This window comes from Mycolicibacterium brumae (assembly GCF_025215495.1).
Taxonomy (GTDB): Bacteria; Actinomycetota; Actinomycetes; order Mycobacteriales; family Mycobacteriaceae; genus Mycobacterium; species Mycobacterium brumae.
In genome coordinates this window covers 1,859,365-1,885,103 of sequence record NZ_CP104302.1, presented here as the reverse complement: position 1 = coordinate 1,885,103, position 25,739 = coordinate 1,859,365, and the positions used below count along the sequence as shown (strand labels likewise).

General features: G+C 65.0%; 23 protein-coding genes. 6 read left to right on the top strand and 17 right to left on the bottom strand.

The features are described from left to right. Window position 1: 1 nt before the first annotated feature. Entirely contained in the window at window positions 2–346 is a 345-nt protein-coding gene (locus L2Z93_RS09150; RefSeq protein ID WP_090591684.1) for a type II toxin-antitoxin system PemK/MazF family toxin, read from the top strand. A gap of 56 nt (window positions 347–402) precedes the next feature. On the opposite strand, the gene L2Z93_RS09145 is transcribed toward L2Z93_RS09150, so the two are convergent. Further along, the gene (locus L2Z93_RS09145) at window positions 403–1,251 is read right to left on the bottom strand and encodes a TIGR03557 family F420-dependent LLM class oxidoreductase (RefSeq protein WP_090591681.1); all 849 of its coding nucleotides are present in this window, start codon (window positions 1,249–1,251) and stop codon (window positions 403–405) included. Here L2Z93_RS09145 and L2Z93_RS09140 point away from each other — a divergent pair. Further along, window positions 1,250–1,924 (top strand): HAD family hydrolase, encoded by a 675-nt coding sequence (locus tag L2Z93_RS09140; protein WP_090591678.1) that lies wholly within the window; start codon window positions 1,250–1,252, stop codon window positions 1,922–1,924. The genes L2Z93_RS09145 and L2Z93_RS09140 overlap by 2 nt on opposite strands. Before the next feature lie 436 nt (window positions 1,925–2,360). On the opposite strand, the gene L2Z93_RS09135 is transcribed toward L2Z93_RS09140, so the two are convergent. The 5 genes from L2Z93_RS09135 to L2Z93_RS09115 all read right to left on the bottom strand — a co-directional run bounded on the left by L2Z93_RS09135 (window position 2,361) and on the right by L2Z93_RS09115 (window position 9,325). Next, window positions 2,361–4,400, bottom strand: a complete 2,040-nt coding sequence (locus L2Z93_RS09135) for an alkyl/aryl-sulfatase (RefSeq protein ID WP_234786217.1) — start codon at window positions 4,398–4,400, stop codon at window positions 2,361–2,363. A gap of 143 nt (window positions 4,401–4,543) precedes the next feature. Continuing rightward, a complete protein-coding gene (locus tag L2Z93_RS09130; RefSeq protein ID WP_234786216.1) occupies window positions 4,544–5,302 on the bottom strand; it encodes a hypothetical protein in 759 nt (252 codons plus the stop codon). A 184-nt stretch (window positions 5,303–5,486) separates the two neighbouring features. After that, the gene (locus tag L2Z93_RS09125; protein WP_090591674.1) at window positions 5,487–6,515 is read right to left on the bottom strand and encodes a TniB family NTP-binding protein; all 1,029 of its coding nucleotides are present in this window, start codon (window positions 6,513–6,515) and stop codon (window positions 5,487–5,489) included. Beyond that, window positions 6,503–8,461 (bottom strand): Mu transposase C-terminal domain-containing protein, encoded by a 1,959-nt coding sequence (locus L2Z93_RS09120; RefSeq protein WP_090591936.1) that lies wholly within the window; start codon window positions 8,459–8,461, stop codon window positions 6,503–6,505. The genes L2Z93_RS09125 and L2Z93_RS09120 overlap by 13 nt, the downstream gene beginning before the upstream one ends. A 126-nt stretch (window positions 8,462–8,587) precedes the next feature. Next, window positions 8,588–9,325 carry a TnsA-like heteromeric transposase endonuclease subunit gene (locus L2Z93_RS09115; RefSeq protein ID WP_234786215.1) on the bottom strand — a complete coding sequence of 246 codons (738 nt, stop codon included), beginning with the start codon at window positions 9,323–9,325 and terminating at the stop codon, window positions 8,588–8,590. A gap of 705 nt (window positions 9,326–10,030) precedes the next feature. On the opposite strand from L2Z93_RS09115, the gene L2Z93_RS09110 reads away from it, so the two are divergent. The 3 genes from L2Z93_RS09110 (at window position 10,031) to L2Z93_RS09100 (ending at window position 13,153) form a co-directional block, all read left to right on the top strand. Continuing rightward, complete coding sequence (locus L2Z93_RS09110) at window positions 10,031–11,134, top strand: tyrosine-type recombinase/integrase (protein ID WP_231963334.1); 1,104 nt, start codon at window positions 10,031–10,033, stop codon at window positions 11,132–11,134. Further along, a complete protein-coding gene (locus L2Z93_RS09105) occupies window positions 11,131–11,478 on the top strand; it encodes a helix-turn-helix domain-containing protein (protein ID WP_067997206.1) in 348 nt (115 codons plus the stop codon). The genes L2Z93_RS09110 and L2Z93_RS09105 overlap by 4 nt, the downstream gene beginning before the upstream one ends. Window positions 11,479–11,554: 76 nt before the next feature. Then, on the top strand, window positions 11,555–13,153 hold the full coding sequence (locus tag L2Z93_RS09100) for a hypothetical protein (protein WP_234786214.1): 1,599 nt from the start codon (window positions 11,555–11,557) through the stop codon (window positions 13,151–13,153). Between the two features lie 600 nt (window positions 13,154–13,753). Here the strand turns inward: L2Z93_RS09100 and L2Z93_RS09095 are convergent. The 11 genes from L2Z93_RS09095 to L2Z93_RS09045 form a co-directional block, all read right to left on the bottom strand. Continuing rightward, window positions 13,754–13,999, bottom strand: a complete 246-nt coding sequence (locus tag L2Z93_RS09095; RefSeq protein ID WP_234786213.1) for an ATP-binding protein — start codon at window positions 13,997–13,999, stop codon at window positions 13,754–13,756. Window positions 14,000–14,116: 117 nt separating this feature from the next. Further along, a complete protein-coding gene (gene istB, locus L2Z93_RS09090; RefSeq protein ID WP_090591671.1) occupies window positions 14,117–14,842 on the bottom strand; it encodes an IS21-like element helper ATPase IstB in 726 nt (241 codons plus the stop codon). Window positions 14,843–14,895: 53 nt separating this feature from the next. Next, entirely contained in the window at window positions 14,896–16,407 is a 1,512-nt protein-coding gene (gene istA / locus L2Z93_RS09085; RefSeq protein WP_090591663.1) for an IS21 family transposase, read from the bottom strand. Between the two features lie 203 nt (window positions 16,408–16,610). Next, a complete protein-coding gene (locus tag L2Z93_RS09080; RefSeq protein WP_090591666.1) occupies window positions 16,611–17,195 on the bottom strand; it encodes an ATP-binding protein in 585 nt (194 codons plus the stop codon). Then, entirely contained in the window at window positions 17,192–18,118 is a 927-nt protein-coding gene (locus tag L2Z93_RS09075) for a Mu transposase domain-containing protein (protein ID WP_234812025.1), read from the bottom strand. Before L2Z93_RS09075 ends, L2Z93_RS09080 begins: the two co-directional genes overlap by 4 nt. Window positions 18,119–18,272: 154 nt before the next feature. Further along, complete coding sequence (locus L2Z93_RS09070) at window positions 18,273–18,899, bottom strand: hypothetical protein (RefSeq protein WP_090589007.1); 627 nt, start codon at window positions 18,897–18,899, stop codon at window positions 18,273–18,275. A 177-nt stretch (window positions 18,900–19,076) separates the two neighbouring features. Continuing rightward, the gene (locus L2Z93_RS09065; protein WP_082902430.1) at window positions 19,077–21,440 is read right to left on the bottom strand and encodes an arylsulfatase; all 2,364 of its coding nucleotides are present in this window, start codon (window positions 21,438–21,440) and stop codon (window positions 19,077–19,079) included. Window positions 21,441–21,660: 220 nt separating this feature from the next. Then, a complete protein-coding gene (locus tag L2Z93_RS09060) occupies window positions 21,661–22,044 on the bottom strand; it encodes a DUF1330 domain-containing protein (protein WP_067997197.1) in 384 nt (127 codons plus the stop codon). After that, on the bottom strand, window positions 22,041–22,913 hold the full coding sequence (locus tag L2Z93_RS09055) for an alpha/beta fold hydrolase (RefSeq protein WP_067997194.1): 873 nt from the start codon (window positions 22,911–22,913) through the stop codon (window positions 22,041–22,043). The genes L2Z93_RS09060 and L2Z93_RS09055 overlap by 4 nt, the downstream gene beginning before the upstream one ends. Further along, on the bottom strand, window positions 22,910–23,740 hold the full coding sequence (locus L2Z93_RS09050) for an SDR family NAD(P)-dependent oxidoreductase (RefSeq protein ID WP_067997191.1): 831 nt from the start codon (window positions 23,738–23,740) through the stop codon (window positions 22,910–22,912). The genes L2Z93_RS09055 and L2Z93_RS09050 overlap by 4 nt, the downstream gene beginning before the upstream one ends. Window positions 23,741–23,753: 13 nt before the next feature. Further along, on the bottom strand, window positions 23,754–24,314 hold the full coding sequence (locus L2Z93_RS09045) for a 2,4'-dihydroxyacetophenone dioxygenase family protein (RefSeq protein ID WP_067997189.1): 561 nt from the start codon (window positions 24,312–24,314) through the stop codon (window positions 23,754–23,756). A gap of 165 nt (window positions 24,315–24,479) precedes the next feature. Here L2Z93_RS09045 and L2Z93_RS09040 point away from each other — a divergent pair, with 165 nt between their 5' ends. After that, window positions 24,480–25,526, top strand: a complete 1,047-nt coding sequence (locus tag L2Z93_RS09040; protein ID WP_067997186.1) for an AraC family transcriptional regulator — start codon at window positions 24,480–24,482, stop codon at window positions 25,524–25,526. The last annotated feature ends 213 nt before the right edge of the window (window positions 25,527–25,739 follow it).

Sequence of the window (25,739 nt, the reverse complement as noted above, 5' to 3'; positions counted from 1 at the left end):
AGTGGTGATCAGCAGGGGCGAACTCCATTGGGCCGACTTGGGCCAACCAATAGGGAGCAGGCCGGCGAAGCGCCGGCCCGTGCTCGTGATCCAGTCCGATCCCTACAATGCCAGCCGGCTGGCCACCGTGCTGACCGCAGTGATCACCTCGAACACCGACCTGGCGACGATGCCCGGCAACGTATTCCTGCCAGCCGCGGCGACAGGGCTTCCGCGCGATTCCGTGGTGAACGTGACCGCGCTCGCCACGCTGAACAAGGCGGACCTGAGCGATCGGATCGGCCAAGTTCTACCGAGCTTGATGGACGATGTCGACCGAGGGCTGCGCCGGGTCCTGGGTCTTTGATCGGCGCCACAACCTCTTTCCGATGCCAAATCGTCACTGGGACAAACGAGTTCGGGTCAGAATGCGGCACGAAGCTTCTCGAGCAGCGGCCCGGCGACGGTGTCGAGGAACTCGGTCTGGGTGTCTCCGCCGATCTGCACCAGGGCGATGTCGGTGAATCCGGCCTGCCAGTAGGGACGTACCGACTCGACGATCTCATCGAGGTCGGGGCCGCACGGGATCGACGACGCCACGTCTTCGGGGGTGATGTATTGGGTCGCCCCGGCGAAACTCGCGGTGGTGCGCAGGTCGGTGTTGACCTCCCAGCCGCCGGCGAACCAACGGAACTGGTCGTGGGCACGGGCGATCGCCGCCTCTCGGTCGAGGTCCCAGCAGATCGGGATCTGCCCGATTGCGCGCGCGCCCTGGCCGACAGAGGTGGTCTCCGCGTTGGCGTTCCAATACTCGAGCAGTTCACGATCGGGGTCGGTGGCGATGAGATGGTCTGCGAGCGGACCGAATTCGTCGATCCCTCTCGTGCCGCCGACCGCGACGCCGATCGGCACTCCGCGCTCCGGCAGGTCCCAGATCCGGGCGGAGTCCACCTGGAAGAACTCGCCGCGATAGTCGACAAGTTCGCCGGTGTGCAGTGCCCGGATAATCTCGATCGCCTCGCCGAGCATCCCCTGGCGGTCGAGGACACCCGGCCATCCCTGCCCGACGACGTGTTCGTTGAGGTTCTCCCCGGAGCCCAGTCCGAGAATGAACCGGCCTTCGGCGAGCAGTTGCATGGTGGCTGCCTTCTGCGCCACGACCGCCGGGTGGTACCGGATGGTCGGGCAGGTCACGTAGGTCATCAGCTCGACGCGGCTGGTGGCGTGGGCCACCGCGCCGAGCACTGACCAGGCGAGGAAACGAGGAACCATGACCGCCGTGACCCATGCGGAGCCGGGGGCCGTCGACTGCGTTCTGCTCGACGTCGACGGCACCCTGATCGACTCGACCTACCTGCACGCGCTGGCCTGGCAGCGAGCCTTTGCCCGCCACCAGCTCGACGTGCCGTGGTGGGAAACCCATTTCGCGATCGGGATGGGTGGCGACCTGTTGGTGCCACACCTCGGCGGACCGGCGGTCGAAGAGCGGATCGGCGAGCAGTTGCGCGCGCAGTGGGCCGAGGAGTACCGCGCGGTGCTGCCCGAGGTTCGGGCCATCCCCGGCGCCGCGGATTTGGTCGGCCATCTGGTCGCCGCCGGCCACCGAGTCGCACTGGCGTCGTCGGGTGCCGACGAGTTCACTGACGCCGCGTTATCGCTGTTGGGTTTGGACCGCGATGATTTCGCGGCCGTCACCAGCTCCGACGACGCCGAGCGCTCCAAACCCGCACCGGATCTACTGCGGGCGGCGATGGACAGCGCCGGGGGCAGCACCGCCGTCCTCGTCGGGGACAGCGTCTGGGACGCCCAAGCCGCCAACCAGATGTCCATACCGTTCGTCGGCGTGCGCACCGGCGGCATCGCCGAATCCGACCTGCTGGGCGCCGGAGCCAGCCGTGTGGTCGACTCGGTCGTCACGCTGGTCGATGAATCGTGGCGCCCCTGAGTTTCGCTCTCGTCGCCAACGGCGGTGGAGAGGCACCCGGGCCTCAAATCGTCACTGTGACTAAATTAATCACGCGCGGCGGCGGTGGGGTGAGAGCGGGGAGTGGCCGCGATTGCTTCGTCGCCCAACCCTTCGCCACCACCCACATCGGGGCGGAGGTCAAGCCCCGACGGACCCGCCGAGCCGTCTCCACCTGTCCGTTCTCATTAAATCTGGGGCATGTTATCGCTGCTGACCTGCGGTGCCCCAGTTTGGATGAGAATTCGGTGTCGCGTATTTCTCATCGAATCTGGGGCAAGTCGGCTTATTGGTGCCCTGGCGACCAGTCATGGGCGTGCCCGCAGTACGGAGCCTCTGATGTTGACCGGGCCCGTGATGGTGCCCGATTTGGTGACTAACGCGAGTTTTCAGCTCAGAGCCTGTGCGGGCCACACAGCTACGGCGTGACGATGTTGAACCAGAACGGGAAGGTGTCGAGCAGGCCCACGAAGTCCTCCACCGATTGGCGGTTGCCGTCGAGGGTGACTTTCTTCTGATCGATGCCGTCGGTCAGTTTGAGGTTGCCCATCTGGATCTGGTTCATGGTGTCCTTGGTCAGCGTGAGACTCGCGTCAGCATCCGGGATCTTGCCCGGTTCGTAGTTCAGTACGCCATTGGCGACGTGCAACGTGTAATCCTTCTTCAAGTCATCGAAGGTCACGTTGAGCTTGATGTTCTTGCCCGCGGCTTTCGGACCGTTGAGACGCACACCCAGGTAGTCGAACATCATCTCCGGCGGCATCGCGGAGATGGTGTCCGGGCTGGCGACATCCGTGCCACCCGCGCTGGGCACACCGTTGCGCAGTTCGAAGGCACCCTGTAGGTACACCGACCGCCACGGACCCGACTCGGCCTGGTATCCCATCTGCTCGAAGCTGTCGGCGAGCAGGTTCTTGGCGTCGGTGTTGTTCGGGTCCGCGAAGACCACATGCTTGAGCACCATCGCGGTCCAGCGGTATTCGCCATTGTCGAAGTCCTTCTTGGCCTTCTCGAGAATGGCGTCGGCGCCGCCCATGTAGTCCACGTACTTCTTGCCCGCCGGCTCCGGCGGCAGATCGTCGAGGTCGGCTGGGTTGCCGTCATACCAGCCCATATAGCGCTGATAGACCGCGCGCGAATTGTGTTTCAGAGTCCCGTAATAGCCGCGGTCGGGCCAGTAGTTGTTCAGCTCCGGAGGCATCGCGATCTCCTCGGCGATCTCCGAACCGATCAGACCGTTGTTCATCAACCGCACCGACTGATCGTGGATGTACTTGTACATGTCGCGCTGGCGCTGCCAGTAATCGATGATCTTGTCGTGGCCCCACATCGGCCAGTGGTGGCTTTGGAACTTCACGTCGACGTTGGGCCCGTAGACGTTGATGGTGTCGTTCAGGAACTTGGCCCACACCAGGGCGTCGCGCACCTGCGCACCTCGCAGCGTCAGCAGGTTGTGCATGGTGTTGGTGGTGTTCTCGGCCATCCACATCGCCCGGAACTGCGGGAAGTAGGTGTTCATTTCGGTGGGCGCCTCGGTGCCGGGGGTGAACTGGAACTCCATGTCCACCCCGTCGATGGTCATCTTCTGCCCGGAGGCGGTGACGGTGTCGGTAGGCAGCACCAGCGTCGGCAGTCCGGTGGACACTGTCATGCCCAGCCCGCCGTTGACACCACCTTCGGCGTTGCGGGGCAACAGCGCACCGTACATGTACACCGCGCGCCGACCCATCGCGTTGCCCGCGATGACGTTCTCGCTCACGGCGTCCTCGACGAAGTTCGCCGGGGCGATCACCTTCACCTTGCCGGAGTCCACGTCGGCCTGGTTGATGATCCCTCGCACACCGCCGTAGTGATCGACATGCGAATGGCTGTGCAGGACAGCGACGATCGGGCGAGGGCCCAGCTTGGCGTTCACCAGATCCAGCGCCGCCTTGGCTGTTTCAGGCGAAATCAGGGTGTCGTAGACGAGCCAACCGGTGTTGCCCCGGATGAAGGTGATATTCGACAGATCATACCCGCGGACCTGATAGATCTTGTCCGGGACCACCTCGAAAAGCCCATATTCCATGCATAATTGGGCGTTGCGCCACAGGCTGGGGTTGACCGTGTCCGGGGCCGGCTTGTCATCGGCGATGTAGGTCTTGTACTCCTCGAGGTCCCAGATCACATCGCCGTTGGCGTTCTTGATGGTCAACGTCTCAGGTCGCTCGATCAGGCCGCGTTTGGCGTCCTCGAAGTCGGACTTGTCGTTGAACGGCAGGCTGTCGGCGATCTTCTTGTTGGCGGCCTTGGTCGCCTCGGTGGCGCCCTTGACGCTGTTGTCCAACTGGTGGTCGCCGCCGGCCGCCCCCGAGGACGACCCGCCGCCGCTGTTGTCGCAGGCGCTGAGCAGACTTGACGCGGCGATCGTGCCGACACCGAAGAGACCGAGGCGGCCCAGTGCCGACCGGCGGGACAACGGCCCACCGAATTCAGCGTTGCCGGCATTATTCACAGAATGCGGAGAATTCGTTAATTCCATACCTCTAGACGTTATGCCCAACACCGCCTCCCAAACAGCCGAAACACCGAGTCAGGTAAGTTCCGATCTGCTTCTTGTTGTCATGAGCAACCATGCCGCCGCTGGTCACGCCGGCTTTCCTCTCGTTCTGCCACAGACGAGATTCGGATGCGTCTGCTCCGCGATATCGCCGACCGCGTGCGGGCATTGGTCGACGAGACGGGGCTTTCGTCGGACTGTCGACGGTGATCCGACAGGCTTTCCAATCGGTGATGTTGCACCCATTGCTCAACCGGAGTGTCGTCATTGTGGTGGGTGGTGGTCCGTTCGCCGATACGGACGATCAGCAGTGCCGAGGCGGATAACGTTGAGCCGTCGGCGTGTTCGATCTGCGGTCGAGCGGTGAGCAAGGTCGCGGCGATCGAGATCACTTCGGGATAGGCCGACACGTGTGCGTGTAGTCCAGCCTGCAGAATTGCGGCCGCTTCGCGCTGCTCGGCGTGAGCCCAATAGATCAGCATGTGGCGCGCGTCGCCGAGCGCCGCGCGCAGGTCGAGTTCGGCGTACCGATTCGCCAGGCGCCAGTGTATTCGGGCAGCCCGAAGTACCTGGGGACAATCCCGCAGATCGAGTTGGTTGTCGAGAGTGTGTGCCAATGGTCCGATCCAACGTCGGTGCCGGTGACAGACCGTGCGGTGTGCTGGCAGGTAGCAGTAGACGGGTTCGCGGATTCCTTTACCGGCCATACATCTTCGGCAGAGCGGGCGTCGCATATTCTGCTTGAGGGCGCCCGGCTCGCCAGCAAGGCCGCGCAGACGGGCGCGGATAACCTGCTCGGACTGACCGCTGACAGCGGCCAACCAGTCGGGCCGCGGGCGAGCGTTGCAAGATTCAGCGACGTAGCCCCGCAGTGTGTGCACTCCGATGCGGTTGGCGTGGGCCAACCTTGCGGCATACGACGTTGCGGCCTCATATGCGAACGGTGCGACTGTTCGCGGCAACCGCTGGCGCGGGCCACGTGGCCAGGCCCAGACAGTAGCCATGTCAGCTGGCGGTGCGGGCCGCAGCGGTATGCGCGGCATAGTCGATCAACACGCCGTCCATCCCGTCGCGGGTGATGTGCTCGGTGCCGTCGAGCATGGCCTGGATCGCTGAGGCCCGGATCAGGTGAGCCAGGCTGCCGATCATGCCACCGGTGCGCCGATGCAGGTAACGAGCTTGGGCAATCAGAGTTCCCGGCTCATGGCGGTGCAGTCGCAGGGTGCCTTCCATCGCGGCGATGAGTTGCCGCCACTCCTTAGCGTCGGGGAACGCGCTGGTGTGAATGACTCCGCAGCGCCCAGCGAGCTGCCGTCCGCGCGTCCCGGTGAACAACCCGGAGCGTTCCACATCGATCCCGGCGTAAACGAACGTCGCCGGGAGGTGTTCGGTGAAGTACTTCAGATGATCGGACAGTTCCTCGCCAGCGCGGGTATCCAGATTCAGGTTGTGGATTTCGTCGACCACCACGATGTCGGTGCGGGCATCGATGAGCACTTGGCAGACCGCATCGGAAATGTCAGTCACGTTCATCCGCGGGTTGAGCAAGGGCAGTCCAAGAAACCGGGCGAATTCCATCGCCAGTTTGCGCGGCGACCCTTTCGGCGGCGCCGTCACATACACAACCGGAATACGGCTCTCATCGCCGGGAAAGCGTGCATGAGTCCGCAGTTCATGAAACCGGCCCAGTTGCTTGATGGCCGTGGTCTTTCCGGTCGCCGCGCCACCGGAAATGATTAGTCCGCGCCTCGCCCCGATCTCGCGCTGGTTGAGCAAGGTCAGCAGCCGGCCCTGGTGGGTGATCGCTTCTATCGCCGAGGTGGTAACCACCACCAGCTCAGAATGATGAGCCACCCGTGCCTCGTTATAGGCCGTACGCTCGTCATCGCCGAGGCTGGCCCACGCGTCGTCGTCGAGCAGCTTGAATTCTGGTGGGTCTGCGTCAACAAAACGCCGCCAGCCTTCCAACGTGGTGGTGGGCTGGCGGCGATCTTCGAGCTGACCGACCGGGGCAACCTCGGTCACAGCCGCCACGTTTGAGCCTCCTTACGCGCATCGAACACCGGCAGGGGTACGACCTCAGCCATCTCATCGTCATCGTCGGCAGGCGAGGGTTGAGCGGCCTGCTGCACCGGTGACGGTGCAGCGCAGTCCGGTGACAGCGGTGGAGTCGGCCAGTTGCGGTCGGCGTTGGCGGCGCTGGTCCGCCCGGTCACCCGCCGGTCGGCTTTCGATCGATCTGTAGGCCCGGCTGCGGCCCGGTCCATCAAGTCCTCGGCTATTGCTGCGATCTCGGCTTCCTGGGCCTTCTGACCTCTGCGGTCGGCTACCGTGCGGGCGTGGCGCCACAATGTTTCGCCGAAGGGCACCGGGGCGCTGCGCAGGTGCGTCCACGTCGCCGCCAGCCAGCCGTCGTCATGGTGATTGCGCACCCAAATCCGTGACACATCGTAGGGGTCGTAGTGCACTTCCCACTTCCCGTTGTGAGCATCGACCCCGGAATGCTGACGCCGGTAGGGGTTGAGCGCCTTAGCGTCATAAGTGCGGTGGTTGATCCGGATCCCGTAGCTGTTGATCGTGCGCCACTGCACCGGAAGCAACTCGATGTAGTCCTCGGCATCCAAGGGCACTGGCACGTAGCCAGCCACCTCGACCAGCGCGGCGTATTTCTCATTGGGAGTCAACGTCTTACCCGGGGTCACCGGATCCCGCAGCCCGTCATGGGGACGGTTCTGCCACACCGCGATGATCCATTCGTCCAACAGCGCCTGCAGCTCGACCATCGACCACACCGCGTCCTGCTCGGCGTTCTTGCCTCGCCGTTCCACCGAGGAGCCCACATACCCCGCGACGTACTGCGCAAACAGGGTGCCCACCGACTGCAGGGTACGTTCGATCTTCGGCTTGTCCGTCGGGCAGTCCGGATGGGCCGGCTGCAGATTGATGCCCAACGTGCAGCAGGCTTGCCGAAACGTCTGGGACAGATACGCTTTGCCGTGATCGCAGACGATCGTCTCCGGGGCGATCACCGGCCGCGCCGCAGCATCGGCCAAACGTTGATCAACATCGGTCATGCTGTGGTGCGGAAGCACCGACCGTGACATCCGCAGCGCGTCAGCCCAACCCGGACGCATCGGCTCGGGCGTCAGCGCCCGCGCCAGGAGCAACGACGCATCGACAGCCTTGGTCGTTGGCCGCAACACCGCCGCCGGGATCGAGCGGGTCGCATTGTCGACCATCCCGGTCAACTCGACCCGATCGACCAAGCCGTCATCGAGGACCACCCGAACATCCAACGTGGTGGAATCGATCTCCACCATCTCACCGGGCCGCACCACGGTGATCGACCCGAACGGGCCGTCGGGCTGCTTGGACAGCGATCGGCGCGTGCGTGCCGACCCGAAAGTGTGCTTGCCCTCGGCGAGCCGTTTGACCAGTCGATAGAAGGTCGGCTGCGACGGCATCGCGGGCGCATCATCGGCACCATAGGTGACCACCAACGCCTTGGCGACCCCTCGTTGCAAACGCTGCACCGTTCCGGTCGACAGTTCGGTCTCGCCGTCGATCGCGTCGCGCACCGCGGCGACAACGCGTTCGTCGACCCGGCCAAACACCGGCTGGCGTCGATTGTGCCGCCCGTCGACGACCCCCAGAAGACCGTCACGCTCATAGGAAAACCTGCGGCGCTGCAACGCATTCCGGCTCACCTTGTGGCCGGCGGCACGCAACTCCTCAAGCTTGGCCAACTCCCGTTGGCGCAGTGAACGCTTCGCTGTGTCGAACTGCGGACGAGATCGCGTGCCAGGGGCCGCCCCGGGCTGGCGACCGGTCAGAACTTCCACGATGTGGCGCTCCCACCAGCGAGCCTGCTCGACGGCTACCTCCGGGATGCCGGCCAGCATTTCCTCCGAACACAACGGCGGCCGCGACCCCGACACCAACTCCAGGGTCGGATCAGTCAACAGCTGCGATAGCGGCATCACCATCTGCTGACCAACTGCGTCGACCAGCCGAGCCGACCCCGATAACAAGGTCACAACGGTGAAAACACCTGCAGATAACCGGATTTCGTCACCAACTCGGACGACACCCGTTCTCACGTCAGGTCACCAGCCCGTCCCGAGGGCTATCCGCGTGTCATCAGCCAGCGTCGCACCGCACAAGTCGGCAACCAAACGTCCACGCCAGAGCAGATGGTAAAGGACGGGCAGCACCACCAGGGGAGTCCCTACTGCCAGCACGCCCGCCATCAACGGACCAGACCGGGCGAAAACCTCGGCCAGACGGTCAGCCAGACGCATACGCAATACCCGTGGATGCCGATAACCCGACAGCCAACGCAAGTTCGCCCGCAGCACCGGGTCAAGAGCGCCGACACGACAATAATCCCAGCCCACGGTTCCACACGTCGCCGCTGATCGATCAAACACGTCACGGTCGGCGTCGGAGATCCGATCATCCTCCCGAACGTCGACCACGACAACAGATCCGTCGCGGCGACGCACGAAGTAGTCGGGAGCATGCCGGGTGCCGTCAGGCCAGTGAATCCAAAACGGTTGCGACAGCACACCAATGACGTCTGGATCAGCGTCGAGCGCCATCAACTGGTCACGTTCAACCCACGATTCATGACCAACATGAGTCCCCGTAGTGGCGAACCACCACAGGCCGGGATAATTGCGCTGACCACGAAACGACGGGAAGTTCCGCACTGGTGAACACTCCAACTCGAACTGTGCCGCGGCACATCGGTTCAGTCGCTGGCGCACGAAGCCGTCGCGGGTGTTGAACTCCAAGTCCACAGCACTCGCCACGACCTGCCCAGCCGACACCGCCGCCGTCACACATAAACGCTAAGCCCGGTGCCCCAGATTCAATGAGAAAGACACGCACTTACCCCAGATTCGATGAGAATGCCCCAACTACGGTGAGAACGGACACCACCGGCGAGCAGCGTAACCGGCGTCAGATCGGCCATTTCGTCACAGTGACGCATTGACACTGTTCAGCCCCTGGGCCGACAGGGCGGAAAGGACGCCGCCCAGAGATGAATCCGAGGCGAGCGCGCCACACGCCGAGAGCGTCAGTCGGCGCCGCAGCATGCGACACAGCCGATGGTCCGCCGTCGCGTGCGGGGGTCAGCATGCAGCAGGCCGTGCGAGACATCGAGCATCAGGCAACAGAGCAGTCGCAGCGCGCACCATACTTGACCTGGCCAAACCCCTTCCGACGCTATCCGGCCAGGTCAGTAATGTACCGATAAGCCACATTATGTCATGTAAAGTACGCCGTTTTCATCAGATGAATCATCCCCGCACCGGTCGACTCTATCGGCCGCGCTGTCGCCCGTCGGCCCCGATCGGGTGAAAAGTCCTGGCTGGCCGCAGGTTTGGGCGCATTGCAGCGGGCGGCCACGACGCCGGCCTCGGCCCGGTGCCTCGACACGTTGCTGCGGGCCTCCTTGAAGCGATGGATCTACCGGCGGCGATGTGGTAATGATTCATTAGATGATTCAATGATGCATCAGACGAGACAGCTTGGAGGCCGGTTTGCCTGTCGATAAGAGCGGTCGCGTGTTCCTCGTGGGCTCGGTTCCTCTGCTGCATCCTGAGGTCCAGACGGTCGACGAGATGCTCGATGGTTGGCGCAACCAGCAACTGTGCCGCAACCTGGCACATGACACGATCGATGCCCGGATCGCCACGGTCCGCCGCTTCATCGCGCACAGTAACGAGTTCCCGTGGTCGTGGACACCGGGTATCGTCGAGGAGTTTTTCGCCGATTTGCGCGGCATTAAGGGCCGTCGGCAGTCCACGGTCCGCGGCTACCAGAATGCGCTGCGGTTGTTCTGCTCCTACATCGCTGACCCGGACTACGGGTGGGACCGCGTGTGCGAACAGCGGTTTGGTACGCATCCGGCGCAGGTGTTTTTCGCGTGGAACACCGCCACACATGTCCAGGACAACGAGCAGTCCCCCGAGAAGCGTCCGTTCACGAAGCAGGAGCTGCAGGACTTTCTCGACCACGCCGATGATCAGGTCACGCTGATCGCCAACTCAAACAAGAAGGGCTGGCTGCCGGCCTACCGCGATTCGGTGATGTTCAAGGTCGCCTACTCCTACGGGTTGCGGTTCAATGAGCTGAGGCATCTGCAGACTGTCGACTTCTCCCGCAACCCGCACGCCGCGGAGTTCGGCCGCTACGGGGCGGTCAAGGTCCGCTACGGCAAGGCGAAGAAAGGCTCACCGCCGAAACGCCGGACCGTGCTGACGGTCTTCGATTGGACACCGGAGATCCTTGCTGACTGGCTGGCCCACGGCCAGCCCTATATCGACGACAGCATCGATCTGTTCCCCAGCGAGCGGGGCTCGCTGGTCGCCGAGAACACGCTGCTGCGCCGGTTCCGGCGCTACTGCAACGATCTCGGGCTGACCGACGGCCTGGATCTGCATTCGTTTCGCCGCTCCTACATCACCCACCTCATCGAGGACGGCTGGGACGCCAAGTTCGTCCAGGACCAGGCCGGCCACGAATTCGCCAGCACCACATCGCTCTACACCGGTGTCGCCAGCGACTTTCGGACTCGGACCGTGCGCCGCGTGCTCGACCAGACCATCAAGGACGCGCTCTCGCTGGGAGAGGAAACCTCATGAAACGCGAAGTCGACTACAGCTGGCGGCTGGCCGAGCTCATGGCCGCCCACGGGATGCACAACAGCACTGACCTGATCCCCCGTCTCGCCGAGCGCGGAATACAGCTTTCCCGCCCGCAGGTCTACCGGGTCGTTCATCAACGGCCCGAACGTGTCTCGCTGCAGCTGATGGCGGCGTTGTGTGACATTCTGGGCTGCGGTGTGGAGGATCTGGTGACGGTGACCGCCACCGACGCGCGTCGCAGAAAGACCGCCTCAGGAACCACCATCGCGCCGCCCAATGTCGTCGAACTCAACAAGTCCGTGCGGCCCCGGCGTGCCCGGGTCATCAGCGATGACGATTGAGCCAAATCCCCGCTCGACACGACGTGGACGGCCCCCGGTTACCGATGGTGACCAAGAATGCAGCAGGTGCCGGCGCATGGCCAACAAGCTGCGGGTGTACTGGCCGGGTGATCGGCTGTGCCACAGCTGCTTCTACAGTGCGATGCGCACCCATGGCATCTGCCCGATCTGCGGTCACGATGGCGTCCTGCCGGGGCGCGCGAATCACACCGACCCGCGTCCGGTCTGCCTGACCTGCGCCGGTATCCCCGGCAAGTTCACCTGCCGGACATGCGGACATGAAGGCGAGATCTACCGCGCCGGGGACTGCGCTCGATGTGCCTTGCGTGACGACCTCTGCCGGATCCTGCTGCACCACCCCGCCGACCCGGCCGCCATGGAGACCCTCATCGAGGTGCTGTGTGGCGTGGACCGGCCCGAGAGCATCCTGGCCTGGAAACGCAGCCTGCAGGTCCTGCAGCTACTCGGCGGAATCACCTCCGGCGCAATACCTCTCACCCATGACGGGCTCACCGCAGCAGGCCGCGGCAAGCACATCAGCCACCTGCGGTCGATCCTGGAGCACCATGGACTGCTCCCCCCGCGCGACGAACACCTCGCACGTTTCGAAGGATGGTTGAGCGCCAAACTGGACGCCATCGGCTCACCGGCGATCCGCGGGCCGGTCGAACAGTTCGCCACCTGGCACCACCTACGCCGACTCCGCAGCCAGTCCAAGCCCGGTCAAGGCACCGACGGCCCGAAACGATCGGCGAAACAGGAGATCACCGAGACGATCAAATTCTTGACCTGGCTCGAGGACACCCACGGCCGCACCGCCGCCGAATGCACACAGCACGATGTCGACGCCTACCTCACCTCCGGGCCGACCACTCGCCACCTGATCCGGACCTTCTTCATCTGGGCCAAGAGCAGCAGGGTCAACACCGGTGTCCAGATCGGGTTCCGGCAGGCCAGAACAACACCCACGATCACCCAAGAACAGCGCCTGGGCTGGCTCAAGGAACTGCTCACCGGCGACGCCGAAAGCCTTCCCTATCGCGTCGCCGGCGTCCTGCTGCTGCTCTACGCGCAACCGCTCTCCAAGATCGCAGCCCTGCAGGCTACCGCGATCGCCCGAGTCGACGGCGAGACCCGCATCGCCCTGGGCAAAGAACCCATCCCGGTGCCCGAACCATTTGCCTCACAACTGAACTACCACCTTCACCACCGGCCCAACCTGCGCACCGCAGGCGGAGCCATCGGCACTGCCTGGCTGTTCCCCAGCAGCCGACCCGGCCAGCACCTCGACCCGCAATCGATCATGCACCGGCTCCGATGGCTGGGCATCAATCTGCTGGGCTCACGCAACACCGCACTACAGGAACTCGCCTCTGAGATACCCGCCCCTCTGGTCGCCGACGTGCTCGGCTACAGCGACCAAGTCACCCAGAAACACGCTGCGGAAGCCGGCAATACATGGGCTGCCTACGCTTCCCCAGCTCTTCATCGGAGCAGTCGCCCGGGGCAACAGAGCGCCGTAGACGCCCCAGGCACCGACGCCGGAGACCAATTGGCCTTGGATCTCATCGTGGAGGAGAACAGCGACGAACTTGACTCTCCAGCCGGCCCAATTCAAGCTCACTTCGATCAAGCCCCGGAGCAAGCTGACGACAACTCCGAAGATTCGTCATGACCTGGCCTGCACGACGTCGATTGCGGCCGTGTAGGGGCGCCCCGCCGACTGGGTGAACTGGTACAACACCGACCGGCTCATGCACCGCCTGGGCCGCATCCCACCGGCCGAATACGAGACGCTCTACTACGCTAGGAACACAGCCCAATCCGAGGCTGCGCACCAATAAACCGGTGTGCATCAAACCCGGGGCGATTCAGCATCCGCTGCACCAAGGGGTGAAAGCCCGACCGTGGACATCATGGTGCCCCGGGCCTGACAAGATCACAGAGACGGCAGCCACAAGAACTACGGACCAATTGAAGCGAGCGGCGGGAGCACCGGGAACTCAGCGGACGCGCACCGCACTCGGCAAAGAACCCATTCCGGTCCCCGAGCCCTTAGCTTCGCAACTGAACTTTGACGCGAGCGGGTATTCGTGCCGGTGACCGACGTGTCCGTTCTCATCTGAGCTGACGCAGCCGACGTGCGGTGTGTCAGCTCAGATGAGATGACCGTTCCGAGGTGAGTGTTGTTTAGCCGGAGCTTTCGGTAGCGGGTGTGTGGCGAAGTGGTAGCGCGGGCGCGGGGATGGGGTAGCGGTCCCCACGCCCGCGTTGTCTACTCGGTCTCGGTCTCGGTCTCGGTCTCGGTCTCGGTCTCGGTCTCGGTCTCGGTCTCGTGGCCGTGTCGGCGCATGTTGGGTCCGTCGAGTTGGACCAGTTCTGCGGTGGAGACGATGCGGTTGAGGATCGATTCGGCGATGACGGCGTCGTGTAGGGATCGGTACCAGTCTTCGGGGTCGAATTGGCTGGTGACGACGGTGGATCCGCGGCCTTCTCGGGCAGCGAGGATGTTGAGTGTCAACGGTCATCTGAAACTGCCCGTGGGCGGACAGGTGTACTGCCCGTGGGTGGTCATTAGGAACTGCCCGGTGGCGGCCATGAATCTGCCCATGGGGGTGTGGCCGCCACCGGCGGGGTTCTAGTTCAGGGGTTTGACTCCTTTCCCTTGCAGGGCTTGGGCCAGGCGCACGGAGTCGCCGCTGGTTTGGCACAGGTGCGCGTGGTGCAGGAGCCGGTCGACGGTGGCGGTGGCCAGGGTTTTGGGCATGAGTTCGTCGAAGCCGCTGGGGTGCAGGTTGGAGGAGACCGCCACTGATTTGCGTTCGTAGGCGGCTTCGATGATGCGGTAGAGCCCTTCGGCGGCGTCGGCGCCGACCGGCAGCAGTCCGACGTCGTCGATCACGATGAGCTCCGCGCGCACGATCTTGGCGATGGCTTTGCCCAGGGAGTCGTCGGCGCGGTGCGCGCGCACCAGGACCCCGATCTGTTCGAGGGTGAACCACGCCACCGGCATTCCGGCTTCAATGACCTTCTGGCCCAACGCTTCGAGGAAGAACGTCTTGCCGGTCCCGGCGGGCCCGCAGACGACCACGTTCTCCCGCCGGCTGACCCATTCCAGGGTTTGCAGCGCGTGTTGGGTGGGCAGTGGGATCGAGGACGCCGCGGGGTCCCACGCGTCGAAGGTTTTGCCGGTGGGAAAGCCAGCGGCTTTGCGGCGGGTGGCGAGCATGGAGCGGGCCCGTCCGGCGCTCTCCTCGGTCAGCAGGGCTTTGACGACCTCGGCGGGGTCCCAGCGTTGGGCGCGGGCGGTGGCCAGCACGTCGGCGGCGATGGCGCGGGCGTGTGGCAGCCGCAGGGTCCGCATCAACGTCTCCACCTCGCCGGGCAGTCCCACAGCGGCGCCGCCGCCGGCGGCGGTCACTGCTCGGCCCCGTCAGCGATGATGGTTTTGCCGAAGAGGTCCCAGCCGCCGGTGCCTTGGGCCAGCGAGGTGTGCTCGCTGCTGCGTCGCCGGGTGGGGTCGGTGTCTTTGGCGGCCGGGATGGCGTCGAGGTCACCGGTGGCGAAGCGGCCGTGCACCGCGGCGTGCCCGAGGGCCCAGTCCACGTCAGCGCGGCCGGTCAACGCCGCCAGCTCGACGGCGTGGGCCATCTTCTGCCGGATCCGCTCGGTTCCCACAGCGGCGGCTTCGGTGAGCCACACCCGGGCCCCGGGGCCCAACGCGAGGAACGCCGTCTCGGCGGCGTTGCGGGGGCGCACCCGGTAGTCCCCGGGAGTCTTGTCGGCGTGGTGCGGGAAGTGCGCCGGATCGACGGCCGGGTTGCCCGGGCCGGTGCGACGGTGCCGGGCCACCTCCACCGGGCCGCCGTCGTCGAGGGCGCACACGATCACCTCATCGGTTCCCGGGTGATGCCGCACCCAAACCGTTTGTCCCACAAGACTGTCCGGCACCGAGTACTGGCCGCGTTCGAAGCTGACCATCGCGGTGTTGTCCGGCACCCGGCGCGTCACCCCGAGTGCGGCGGTGTGCGGCAACTCCGGGATCGCATGCAGCACCCGGGCCTCCTCGGCCAGCATGTCGGCCGGCCGCCGCCCCGTGCCGCGATGGGTGCGGGCGTTGACCGTCTCGGTGAACTGCGCGCACGCCGCCTGCACCGCCGCGAACGACTCGTAAGCCCCCAACAGATTCGTCTCCTTCGGCACGATGTCGTCCTTGGCGAGCTTGACGGCGTTTTCCACCCCGCCCTTGGTCGCCGGGTCCGCCGGCTGGCACGTCTGCACCGACACGCCGTAGTAGCGGCCGAACGTGACCGCGCCGCGGTTGCGGACCGGGACCCCGGCGACATGCCCGGTCGTCACCGTCTTCTCGTTATCAGTCAGGACATAGGTCGGGGCGCCGCCGATCATGCGGAAGACCCGATCCAGGCCGGCGAACACACTCGCGGCGGTGCGGTCCCGCAACGCGATCACCACCCGGAAACGGCTCCACGCCAGCCACGCCACCAGCAGCACGACTTTGCGGCCGTCAACGACCGGGCCGTCGCCGAAGTCATACTGCAACCACAGTCCCGGCTCAGTGATCCACGGCCGGTGAACACGCGAATTCCCCAACCGCCATTGGGCTTTCACTTCCGCAAGCGCACGCCGGGTTGTGCGCTGGGAACCCTCGTACCCCAAGGCGACGAGCTTCTCATGCGCCTTGTCCCCGCGGATCTTGCCGCGAGAATCCTGCACCCAGCCCTCCAGCAACTGGCGCTGATCATCGATCAGCCGGGCCCGCCTACCCGCCGCAGGCAACCCCGCGGCGCGGTCTTCGACCGCCTTCTTCACCGTGTGATGCGAACACCCGCACAGATCCGCGGCCGCCCGATACGACCCCGTCAGGTCATAGGCATTCAGAATTTCCATGATTTCTCCGTCAGACTTCACGTAGGTCTCTCCTGGGGTTCTCGACATCGACTAGGCACCGACATCGAAACCACAGGAGAGGCCGCCCCAACGCTGACGCGCCGGAACAGCACCAAACACATCCGGGCAGATTCATGGCCACCAACGGGCACTTCCGTGACCGCCGACGGGCAGAACTTAATGACCGCTACCGGGCACTCTCATGGCCGCCAGTGGGCAGTTTTTCATGGCCGCCGACAGTTGAGCAGCTCGGCGGCGGTTTCACTGGTGACGGGGGTGGTCAGGAAGTCGTCGAGGACGAGCAGTTCGCAGGTGTGCACGCCGGTGAGGAACGTCAGTCGCGCGGTGTCGTGGCGTTGGTAGACCGCGAGCTGGTTGGCCAGGTCATCGAGACGGAAGTATCTGGCGGTGTAGTCGCGGCGGCAGGCGGCGTTGACCAGTGCTTGGGCCAGATAGGATTTGCCGACGCTGGATTTGCCGAGGATGACCAGGTTGTGGGTGCGGTCGATCCACCGGCATGCGGCGAGGCGTTCGATCAAGTCGCGGTTGAGGTTTCGGCCATCGAGGTAGTGGATGTCTTCGACACAGGCGGCCGGGTTCGGTGTGCGGGAGGCTTTGAGCAGTTTGAGCACACGCCGCTCGGTGCGGGCGGTGGTCTCCTGCTCCAAGGCATGCCGGATCTTTTGGGAGAAGCTCCACTGGTCGCAGGCCGGGTCGTTGGCGATCTCGATGACGGCTTCGCCGAACGCGGTCATCCGCAGTTTGGTGAACAACGCCATGTCGTCGATGCTGAGGTGCTGGTCGGTCATCGCCGTGCTCCTGCCGAGGCGTCGTGGCCGCCGTCCTCGGCGGCGCGGTGATCACCGCCGGTGAGCGCGTCGAGGCTGAAGGCCTCAGCGCCTGCCAGGTGCGCGCGGCTGGTGTCACGGGCAGTCGTTGCGGCGCGGCTCGTGCCGGATGCGGGCATAGCCGGGCGCCCGCCACCGCCACCGCCACCGCCACCGCCGCCGCTGGTGGGGCGCGCGCCGCCGGCGGCGCGCAGCGCGCTGATGCGGTGTTTGACCGCGGTGTAGGTGATCGGCCGGTTCGGGTCCTCGGCGAGAAGTTCCCGGCACGCCGCCTCCAGCAGGAGGCGGTTCCCGCTGGCGCGTTTGCCCAGGTCCAGGATGTTCATGCACCCGCGGTAGCCCTGAGCCTCAATCGCCTTGCCGTCGAGCAACCGCGTCAGCGCAGCCACCGTGGCCGGGCCGACCTTGCCGGCCTGACGCAGGAAATAGCCGCGGGTCCACAACCCGGCCACCGACTCATAGTGCGGCGGCGCGTGCTCGGGGTCGCTGACATAGCCGTTGCGGTGCCGACCCTGCTGATGGGCGGCGATGATCTGGCCGTCGGCGAGCACCTCGATCGCCGCGCCGATGATCCGCACGTCCACACCGCGGCCGGCGAACCGGTAAGGCACCGAATACTTGATGGTGTCGAGCTGGATATGCCAGTCCCGGTGCACCTTCGCCTTGCGCCAGCACACCGGCTCCCACCGCTGCGCCGGCAACGCCATCAGCTCACCGCGCTCATGGTCGTCGAACCAGTCGCGCCGAGACCGCGGCTGGCCGCGAAACGGTGTCCGGTCGTTGATCTGATCGACTGCGGCGGCGACCGCGTCGTTGAGGTCATCAAGGCAGGCGAACACCCGATCGGCCAGATAGTGGATCACCCAGTTAGTGATGACCTTCACCCCGGCTTCGACGTTGCCTTTGTCGCGGGGCCGATTTGAGCGTGCCGGGACCGCCGCGGCCCGGTAATGGGCCAGGAAGTCCGCATACGAGGCGTTGACGTCTCGGGCCCGGTCGGCGCGGCTGATCTGGTTCGACGCCGTCGACGCGTTATCCTCAGACGATCACCGCAGTGACCCCGCCGAAGTGCTCAAACGCCCGCCGATGCCCGTCGCACCAGGCGGGCTGTTTCTCATCGAGGTAGCCGTGGGCGAACACCATGCCCGAGAACGGCAACGTCGCCACGAACACCGACACCGGCGCCTGCGCCCGGGTGATCGGATCGGTCACCGTCATATGCGTGCCCGCCCAATCGACCTGCATCGTATGGCCCGGCACGTGGGCGATCGGCAACGTCAAATCGTTGACCCGCACATGCTCGGTGACGATCTGGCAGAACCGCTCATACCCGTAAAACCGGGCGCCCGGGAGCGCCTCGGACTTCACGTACTGGCTCCACAGCACCTTCAGCGGCGGCTTCTTACGCCCCAACCGCGCCGTGAGGACCCTGTCGATATCGACCGGCACGAACTCACCGGCCACGTTCCTGCGGCCATCGGCAAACAGACGATCCAGATCCTCAGCCGACAACGCCGCGACCTGCTCGGTGGTGCTGAGCTGCTCGTCGTCGAGGACCCGCCGCGCCCGGGCGATCGCCCGATGCGAACACCCCGCCATCGACTCAATCTGCCTATAGGCCAAACCCTGAACCAGCAAGCCCATCACATACCGGTAATCCGTCATCCGCGGGATCCCTCTCAATCGCCGCGACCCCTGCGGCCACGGATGAAAGCGATCCTCACCACCGCTACCAGATACCCGCGCCACTGCTACCAGATAGTTACACAGGTGCTACCAGAAGCCCCGACTTAACAAGTGTCACTTCACTTGACGTAAGTGCCGCGTGCAGCCTGTGTGTGCTTACTGGCGCGCCATGGCGATCCGAATCGCTTCCTCCGGCGACACCTTGTGGTCTTCGGATTGGGCGGCGTCGGCGATCGCGATCTGGATCCCCTTGACGCGGCCGGTGAAGGCGTTGCCGCGCGGGCCATAGTCCTGCGAAACCGGTGCGCCGGTGTCCTCGCCGACATCGCAGCCGTCGTCGGCGGAGAAGATCATCGCCAGGGTGGCACCGACTTCGCCTTCGCCGACCTTGGTGCCGTCGGTGTAGAGGGTCACCGTGCCGCCTTTACCGAGTCCGCCGCCGGCGTAGGCGAACTCCATGCGCACCTGGTGAGCGCCCGCGGGCAACGGGTCGGTGGCCTCGACGTAGAAGTGCTGTACGCCGCCGAGGTTGTAGCAGTATTTGAGCTTGCCGTCCTTGGCGTACAGGCTCCAGCCGCCGATGTTGGCGCCTTGGGCGATGATCACGCCTTCGGCGCCGGTCTCGGGTACCTCGATCTCGGCGGTCACGGCATGGGACTTGTTCTTGATGTTCACGACACAGTTCTCCGACAGTCGCCCCATGCCGCCGAAGAGAAGCTGGGTGTTGCCCCTGACGAGCACCGGCCGCCCTGCGGCATCGGGGTTCATTCGCTTGGCGAGGTCGTCGTCCATCGGCAGCACGTTGTAGCGCGTCGCCTCGATCAGCCACAGCCGCTGCAGTTCGTGCAGCTTGTCTGGCATCTGTTTGGACAGGTCTTTGGCCTGGGTCCAGTCTTGGGTGGTGTCGTAGAGCTCCCACACGTCGTCGTCGAAGGCGGGGGTTTGTTCGCCGATGAGCAGCCACGGCGTCTTGTGGCGGGTCACCGCGGTCCAGCCTTTGTGGTAGATGCCGCGGTTGCCGAACATCTCGAAGTACTGCGTCTCATGCCGGTCCCGGGCCTGCGCCTCGTTGAACGAGTAGAGCATGCTGACGCCCTCGATGGGGTGCTGTTGCACACCGTTGACGAACAGCGGTTCGGGTAGCCCGGCGGCTTCCAGAATCGTGGGCGCGACATCGATGACGTGATGGAACTGCCACCGCATCTCGCCTCGGCTGCGGATGTTCGCGGGCCAGTGCACGATGGTGCCGTTGCGGGTGCCGCCCCAGTGCGAGGCGACCTGTTTGGTCCACTGATAGGGGGTGTCCATGGCGTGCGCCCAGCCGACGGCGTAGTGGTTGTAGGACTGCGGGCCGCCGAGCTGGTCGAGCCGGGCCATTAGGAACTCCGGTGTTTCGATGGCCGCCATCCCGTTAAAGTTCAGCATCTCGTTGAACGTGCCGTTGAGGGTGCCTTCGGCCGAGGCGCCGTTGTCGCCGATGATGTAGTAGACCAGGGTGTCGTCGAGGACACCGAGCCGGTCGATGGCTTCGATGAGCCGGCCGACGTGGTGGTCGGTGTATTCGAGGAAGCCGGCGTAGACCTCCATCTGGCGGCGCAGCACGGGTTTGAGTTCCTCGGGCATGTCGTCCCACGCCGGGATCTCGGTGTGCCGCGCGGTGAGCTGGGCGTCCGGCGGGATCACTCCCAGCTGGATCTGCCGGGCAAATGTCTCCTCCCGTAACCGATCCCAGCCGTCGTCGAACTTGCCTGCGTACTTGTCGGCCCATTCGGTGGGCACATGGTGCGGCGCGTGGGTGGCGCCGGGAGCGAAGTAGGTGAAGAACGGCTTGTCGGCGGCGAGCGCCTTCTGCTGCCCGATCCAGGCGATGGCCTTGTCGGTCATATCGGCCATGAAGTGGTAGCCCTGGTCGGGTGTCCGATCCACCTCGACCGGGGTGGTGCCCTCATATAGGGTCGGGTACCACTGGTTGGCCTCGCCGCCGATGAAGCCGTAGAAGTATTCGAAACCGCCCCCGCCGGTGGGCCAGGCGTCGAATGGGCCGACTGCGCTGGTTTCCCACACCGGCACTTCATGGCATTTGCCGAACTGTGCGGTGCTGTAGCCGTTGAGCTTGAGCGTGCGCGCCAGCGGCGACATGGTGTTGGGCAGGATCGAGCTGTATCCCGGGGCGCCGGTGGCGATTTCGGTGATGCCGCCCATGCCGGCGGAGTGGTGGTTACGTCCGGTCAACAGGGCCTGGCGGGTCGGCGAGCACAGGGCGGTGGTGTGAAACCGGTTGTATTTCAGCCCGCCGGCCGCCAGCCGTTCCGCGACCGGGGTCTGGCACGGCCCACCGAACGCGCTCGAGGCACCAAAGCCCACATCATCGAGCAGAATCAGGAGCACATTCGGGGCCCCCTTGGGCGGACGCAGCGGCGTGATCGGCGGGGACGAGGTATCCGGATCCTTCGCATCGTAGGTGATCAGACCCGTCCTCGAGGGGCTCGGAATCGGCAGATGAGTTCTGGCATAAGGCATTTCGTCGGCCATGGCAGATACCTCTCATTCGTGACGCAGCTGTACGCGATGTACATTTCCCTACACGCTACTGAGCTGCCTCCGGGGCGTATTCGGAAGGCCTCAGCAGCGCAAGATCAGAATGCACTCCGCGGCGGTAGAGTTTATTGACCGTCGAGTGAAATCTTCGGTATTCGTGACGGCGGCCCGGCGGCATTAGCATCTCCGCCGGATGGCAGGTTCAGTCAGCGAGCGTCCAGGCCGATGTCGCGATGAGGTCGCCCCGGTTGAGGGCGGCGGCGCGGTGCTCGTGCACCTGGGCGTACTCGGCGGTGGTGACCATGTCAATGAAGGCGCCCGGTGTGGGGTATTCGACGATCAGGATGGCGTCCCACCAGGGCCGCTGCCCGTCGCCGATGATGACCGCCGGTGCGGTGCCGGCGTAGCGGATGGTGGCGCCGACGCGCTCCAGGTGCGGGGCGACCTCTTGCCCGTACTGCTCGTAGCGCTCGCGGCCGCCTTCGGATTTGAATTGCAGCAGGTTGACCATCAGTACCGGTGCGTCGGCCGGTCGGGCGCCCAGGGCGGCGAACTGCTCGGGGGTGGTGTCCAGTGTGGTGCTCATGTGAATCTCCTTGTCGTGGTTGGGTGTTGAATGTCGGTGCCGACCCGTTCACGCAGGAACGGAACAACCAGTTTGGCGACCTGGTCGGGTTGCTCGAGCCAGGACCAGTGCCCGATGCCGGGCAGCATTTCGATGTGCACGCGCGGGAACGGACCGCGTTGCCGCGCGGCCTGAACGGCAGGGATGTACACATCAGCGTCGCCGAAGACCACGAGCGCGTCCAGGTCGGCTGCACGCAGAGGTTCCACCAGCACATCCATGTGGCGTTGGCGGGTCGATCGGTATAGCCGCAGCACCGCCCGTTTGGTACCGCTCGGTAGGGCGTGGCGAGCGATCTGATCGACCCAGTGCTCGGGTAGGCCGGGGTTGTCGTGGCGCAGCACGAACCGTATCGCCGCATCATTGGTGAGACGCATGAACAGTTCGCCCAGGACCGGTGTGCGCCAGATTCTCGCGAGCCGGTGCCAGCGGTAGCCCAGGAGCACGCCGGTGTTGATTAGGGTTACGCTGGCGACCCGGTCGGTGTGGCCGGCGGCCCAGGTCATCGCGATCGGGCCGCCGAAGTCATGAGCCACCAGGTGGACCCGTCTGATGCCGAGCTGGTCGATCAGACCACCCAAGTGCGCGGCGTATCCCGCCAGTGTGTAGTCCTGGTCGGCGCGCAGGTCGGCGCCGCCGAAACCGGGCAGGTCGGGGGCGGCGACGGTGGCGAACTCGGCGACGTGGGTCATCAGCGGTTCCCAGTCGCTGCCGGTGTCGGGATTACCGTGAACGAACACCACCGCCTCGCCTGGGTTGCCGGTGCCTCCGATCAGCACCGGCGAGGTGACCCCGTTGACCGAGAGTCGCCGTGTCTCGAAAGTGGTCATTGCACAATGTCTTTCACTTCTTCCACCCGTTGGGTGTAGGCAGCGCGAGCGCCCATATCGGCGTGGATCATCACCGAATCGGCCTGGAGGGCTTTTTTCAGCCGATCGGCGATGCCAGGGGGTGTGCCGGCGATCAGCCGGGCGATCGGCCCGAGTTCGCGGGGCACGAATACCTCCTCGCGGCCGGTGTGCAGCGCCGCGACGATGGCGTCGGCCACGGCCTGCGGTCCGACAATCCTGGTGCCACGCGGCTTGTCGAATCCGGCGATCATGTCGGTGCGGATCAGGCCGGGCATCACGATCGTGGTACGGATGCCGGTGCCGCGGGTCTCGGCGCGGATCGCCCGGGTGAACCCGACGACGGCGTGCTTGGTCGCCGCGTAGGTAGCGCCACCGGCGGTGGCGATCTGTCCGGCCGAGGATGCCAGGTTCACGATGTGCCCGTGGCCGCGGGGGCCGAACCGCTCTAAGGCTAGCCGGGTGCCGGTGAGCACGCCGCCGATGTTGATATCGATCAGCCGCTGCGTATCCCGCGGGTTCTCGTCGACATACCTGCCGATCGGCGCGACGCCGGCGTTGTTGACCAGAACATCCAGTGGGCCAGCCTGCTGTTCGGCTTCGGTGAGGAATGCCTCGAAGCCGGCCGGGTCGCGCACGTCCAGTGCGAGCCCGACCGTTCCCCCACCGAGTTCGGTGGCGACGGCCGAACATGCCGCTCCGTCGACATCGCCGATCACGACCGACATTCCGGCCCGGAGACACGCCTCTGCGGTCGCGCGGCCGATGCCGCGGGCGCCGCCGGTGATTGCTACTCGATATGCAGACATGAGATGGTGCCCCTTACGGTTTCGATGCGGTGAAGCCGGCGGCACCGCCGGTGAGGTAGTTGATCGCCCCCAGGCCGCGGGCTTGGGCGAGCTGGGTGACCAGGTGGCGGATCATCGTGGTGTCGAGGATCGAGTGGAACTGCCCGTCCTCGGTGAAGTTGATGTTGGCGCCCTCCACGCGGATGAACAGCGTGGTGTCCTCGGTGTTGGTTTCCGGGCAGACGAAGGTGTGCACCGAGCCGGCCGGTTCGTACATGTAGGAGCCGGCGGTCTGCGGCTGGTCCGGGTATTCCAGGTAGTGCCAGCTGCCCGACATGGTGTACACCTCGGCCACACCGGTGTGGTAGTGCAGCGGAACCGTGGCCCCGGGACTGAAGGTGGCCAGAACCACCCAGCAGCCGGCCTCCAGGTCCAGCCGCAGCGGCTTGACGTGGACACCCTCGCTGAGCGAGTCAGTGATCAGCGGGATCGTTTTCTCGTTGATGGTCAGCAGCTCGGTCTGGGGCAAGGCGACCAATGGCAGCACTGCCCCCGAACCAGTTGTGGCGGTTGTGGGTTCGACGGTAAGCGTCATCGCAGGGTCCTTCGGGAGTGGGCCCCCGGCGTGCCCGGGGCGGTAATGTCGGTGTAACTGTCGACGTCAACTATCGGGTGCCAGCCACGCCCCGGTCTTGCCTTTAGAGGACGATTTTTTATCATCTCGGGACATTCGGATGATGACTGTGCGACAGTCCCGGTCATGTCTGTGGTCCGTGGCACCGCCCTGGTGAACTATCGACGCTTGGTGACACAGCTGGGTGGTGATCCGGCCCGTCTGCTGCGCGCGGCGGGCATCCGAGCCGCCGATGTGGGCGACTACGATGCGTTCCTCCCGTTTCGCGGTGTCCTGCACGCGATCGAGTCCGCAGCTACCGCCACTGCCACAACGGATTTCGGTCGACGACTGGCTGCTCTGCAGGGTATCGAGGTCCTCGGCCCCGTGGGGGTGGCCGCCCGAACCGCCGCCACCGTCGCCGACGCGTTAGAAATCTTCGGCACCTACATGGCCGCGTACAGCCCGGCGATCGGTATTCACGTCGAACCCCTCGACGATCCTCAACGATCCTTCGTTGTGTTTGAGTTCCTTCTCGAGCACACGCCGCCAGCACCGCAGAGCACAGAACTATCGCTCGGGGTGTCGTTGCGCGTGCTGCGGTTCCTGATGGGATCGGACTGGTCGGCGGTGTCGGTGCACTTTCCACACGACCCCCTCGGGCCGGCGGCGGACTACCGCGCCTACTTCGGCTGCACGGCCCATTTCGCCGAGCGGAAAGCAGGTTTCACGATCCGGACCTCGGATCTCGGTCGCCCGCTGCATCGTGACGACATCGCACACCGAGCGATAGTCGAGTACCTCAACACCCTTACCGCACACGAAAGCAGCCTTGCGCAGTCCGTTCGCACAGTCATCCGACAACTTCTTCCGACCGGTGCGACCACGATGGAGGTGATCGCCGCCCAGTTCAACCTGCATCCGAAAACGTTGCAGCGCAGGCTTGCTGACGAAGGGGCGACCTTCACGATGCTCGTCGACCAAGTTCGCAAAGATGCCGCTGAACGCTACCTGCACACCACCGGGATCAGTCTGAGCCATCTGACCCGCGAACTCGGTTATGCCGAACAGAGTGCGCTGACCCGATCCTGTCACCGGTGGTTCGGCTGCAGCCCAGCTACCTACCGCAAACAGTCGCGCTCACGCCCGAGCTACCGCGACGCCGACCACAAACTCGACACCTCCGGAGGCTAGGTGGATAAGCCTAGCCAAAACGGCCCACCAACAACGGTTCCGCTCGCCCACCAACCGGAGCATTGCCATAACACGCCGCTCGCGCTCTTCAGCAAACAAACCTGCATCAGAACCGTGCGCCGACGCGACAGTTGATCACACGCCATAGTCGTCCGGGCAGTCGACGCCGCCGCGGCGGTATCTCGACCGATGAAGGGCTGCACATCAGGAGGA

What these genes read in the sequence shown, in the direction of transcription:
- L2Z93_RS09140 (WP_090591678.1), top strand. Translation starts at nt 1,250, where the DNA reads ATGACCGCCGTGACCCATGCGGAGCCGGGGGCCGTCGACTGCGTTCTG.
- L2Z93_RS09145 (WP_090591681.1), bottom strand. Translation starts at nt 1,251, where the DNA reads ATGGTTCCTCGTTTCCTCGCCTGGTCAGTGCTCGGCGCGGTGGCCCAC.
- L2Z93_RS09120 (WP_090591936.1), bottom strand. Translation starts at nt 8,461, where the DNA reads ATGCCGCTATCGCAGCTGTTGACTGATCCGACCCTGGAGTTGGTGTCG.
- L2Z93_RS09105 (WP_067997206.1), top strand. Translation starts at nt 11,131, where the DNA reads ATGAAACGCGAAGTCGACTACAGCTGGCGGCTGGCCGAGCTCATGGCC.
- L2Z93_RS09100 (WP_234786214.1), top strand. Translation starts at nt 11,555, where the DNA reads ATGGCCAACAAGCTGCGGGTGTACTGGCCGGGTGATCGGCTGTGCCAC.
- istB (WP_090591671.1), bottom strand. Translation starts at nt 14,842, where the DNA reads ATGCGGACCCTGCGGCTGCCACACGCCCGCGCCATCGCCGCCGACGTG.
- L2Z93_RS09080 (WP_090591666.1), bottom strand. Translation starts at nt 17,195, where the DNA reads ATGACCGACCAGCACCTCAGCATCGACGACATGGCGTTGTTCACCAAA.
- L2Z93_RS09070 (WP_090589007.1), bottom strand. Translation starts at nt 18,899, where the DNA reads ATGACGGATTACCGGTATGTGATGGGCTTGCTGGTTCAGGGTTTGGCC.
- L2Z93_RS09065 (WP_082902430.1), bottom strand. Translation starts at nt 21,440, where the DNA reads ATGCCTTATGCCAGAACTCATCTGCCGATTCCGAGCCCCTCGAGGACG.
- L2Z93_RS09060 (WP_067997197.1), bottom strand. Translation starts at nt 22,044, where the DNA reads ATGAGCACCACACTGGACACCACCCCCGAGCAGTTCGCCGCCCTGGGC.
- L2Z93_RS09055 (WP_067997194.1), bottom strand. Translation starts at nt 22,913, where the DNA reads ATGACCACTTTCGAGACACGGCGACTCTCGGTCAACGGGGTCACCTCG.
- L2Z93_RS09050 (WP_067997191.1), bottom strand. Translation starts at nt 23,740, where the DNA reads ATGTCTGCATATCGAGTAGCAATCACCGGCGGCGCCCGCGGCATCGGC.
- L2Z93_RS09045 (WP_067997189.1), bottom strand. Translation starts at nt 24,314, where the DNA reads ATGACGCTTACCGTCGAACCCACAACCGCCACAACTGGTTCGGGGGCA.
- L2Z93_RS09040 (WP_067997186.1), top strand. Translation starts at nt 24,480, where the DNA reads ATGTCTGTGGTCCGTGGCACCGCCCTGGTGAACTATCGACGCTTGGTG.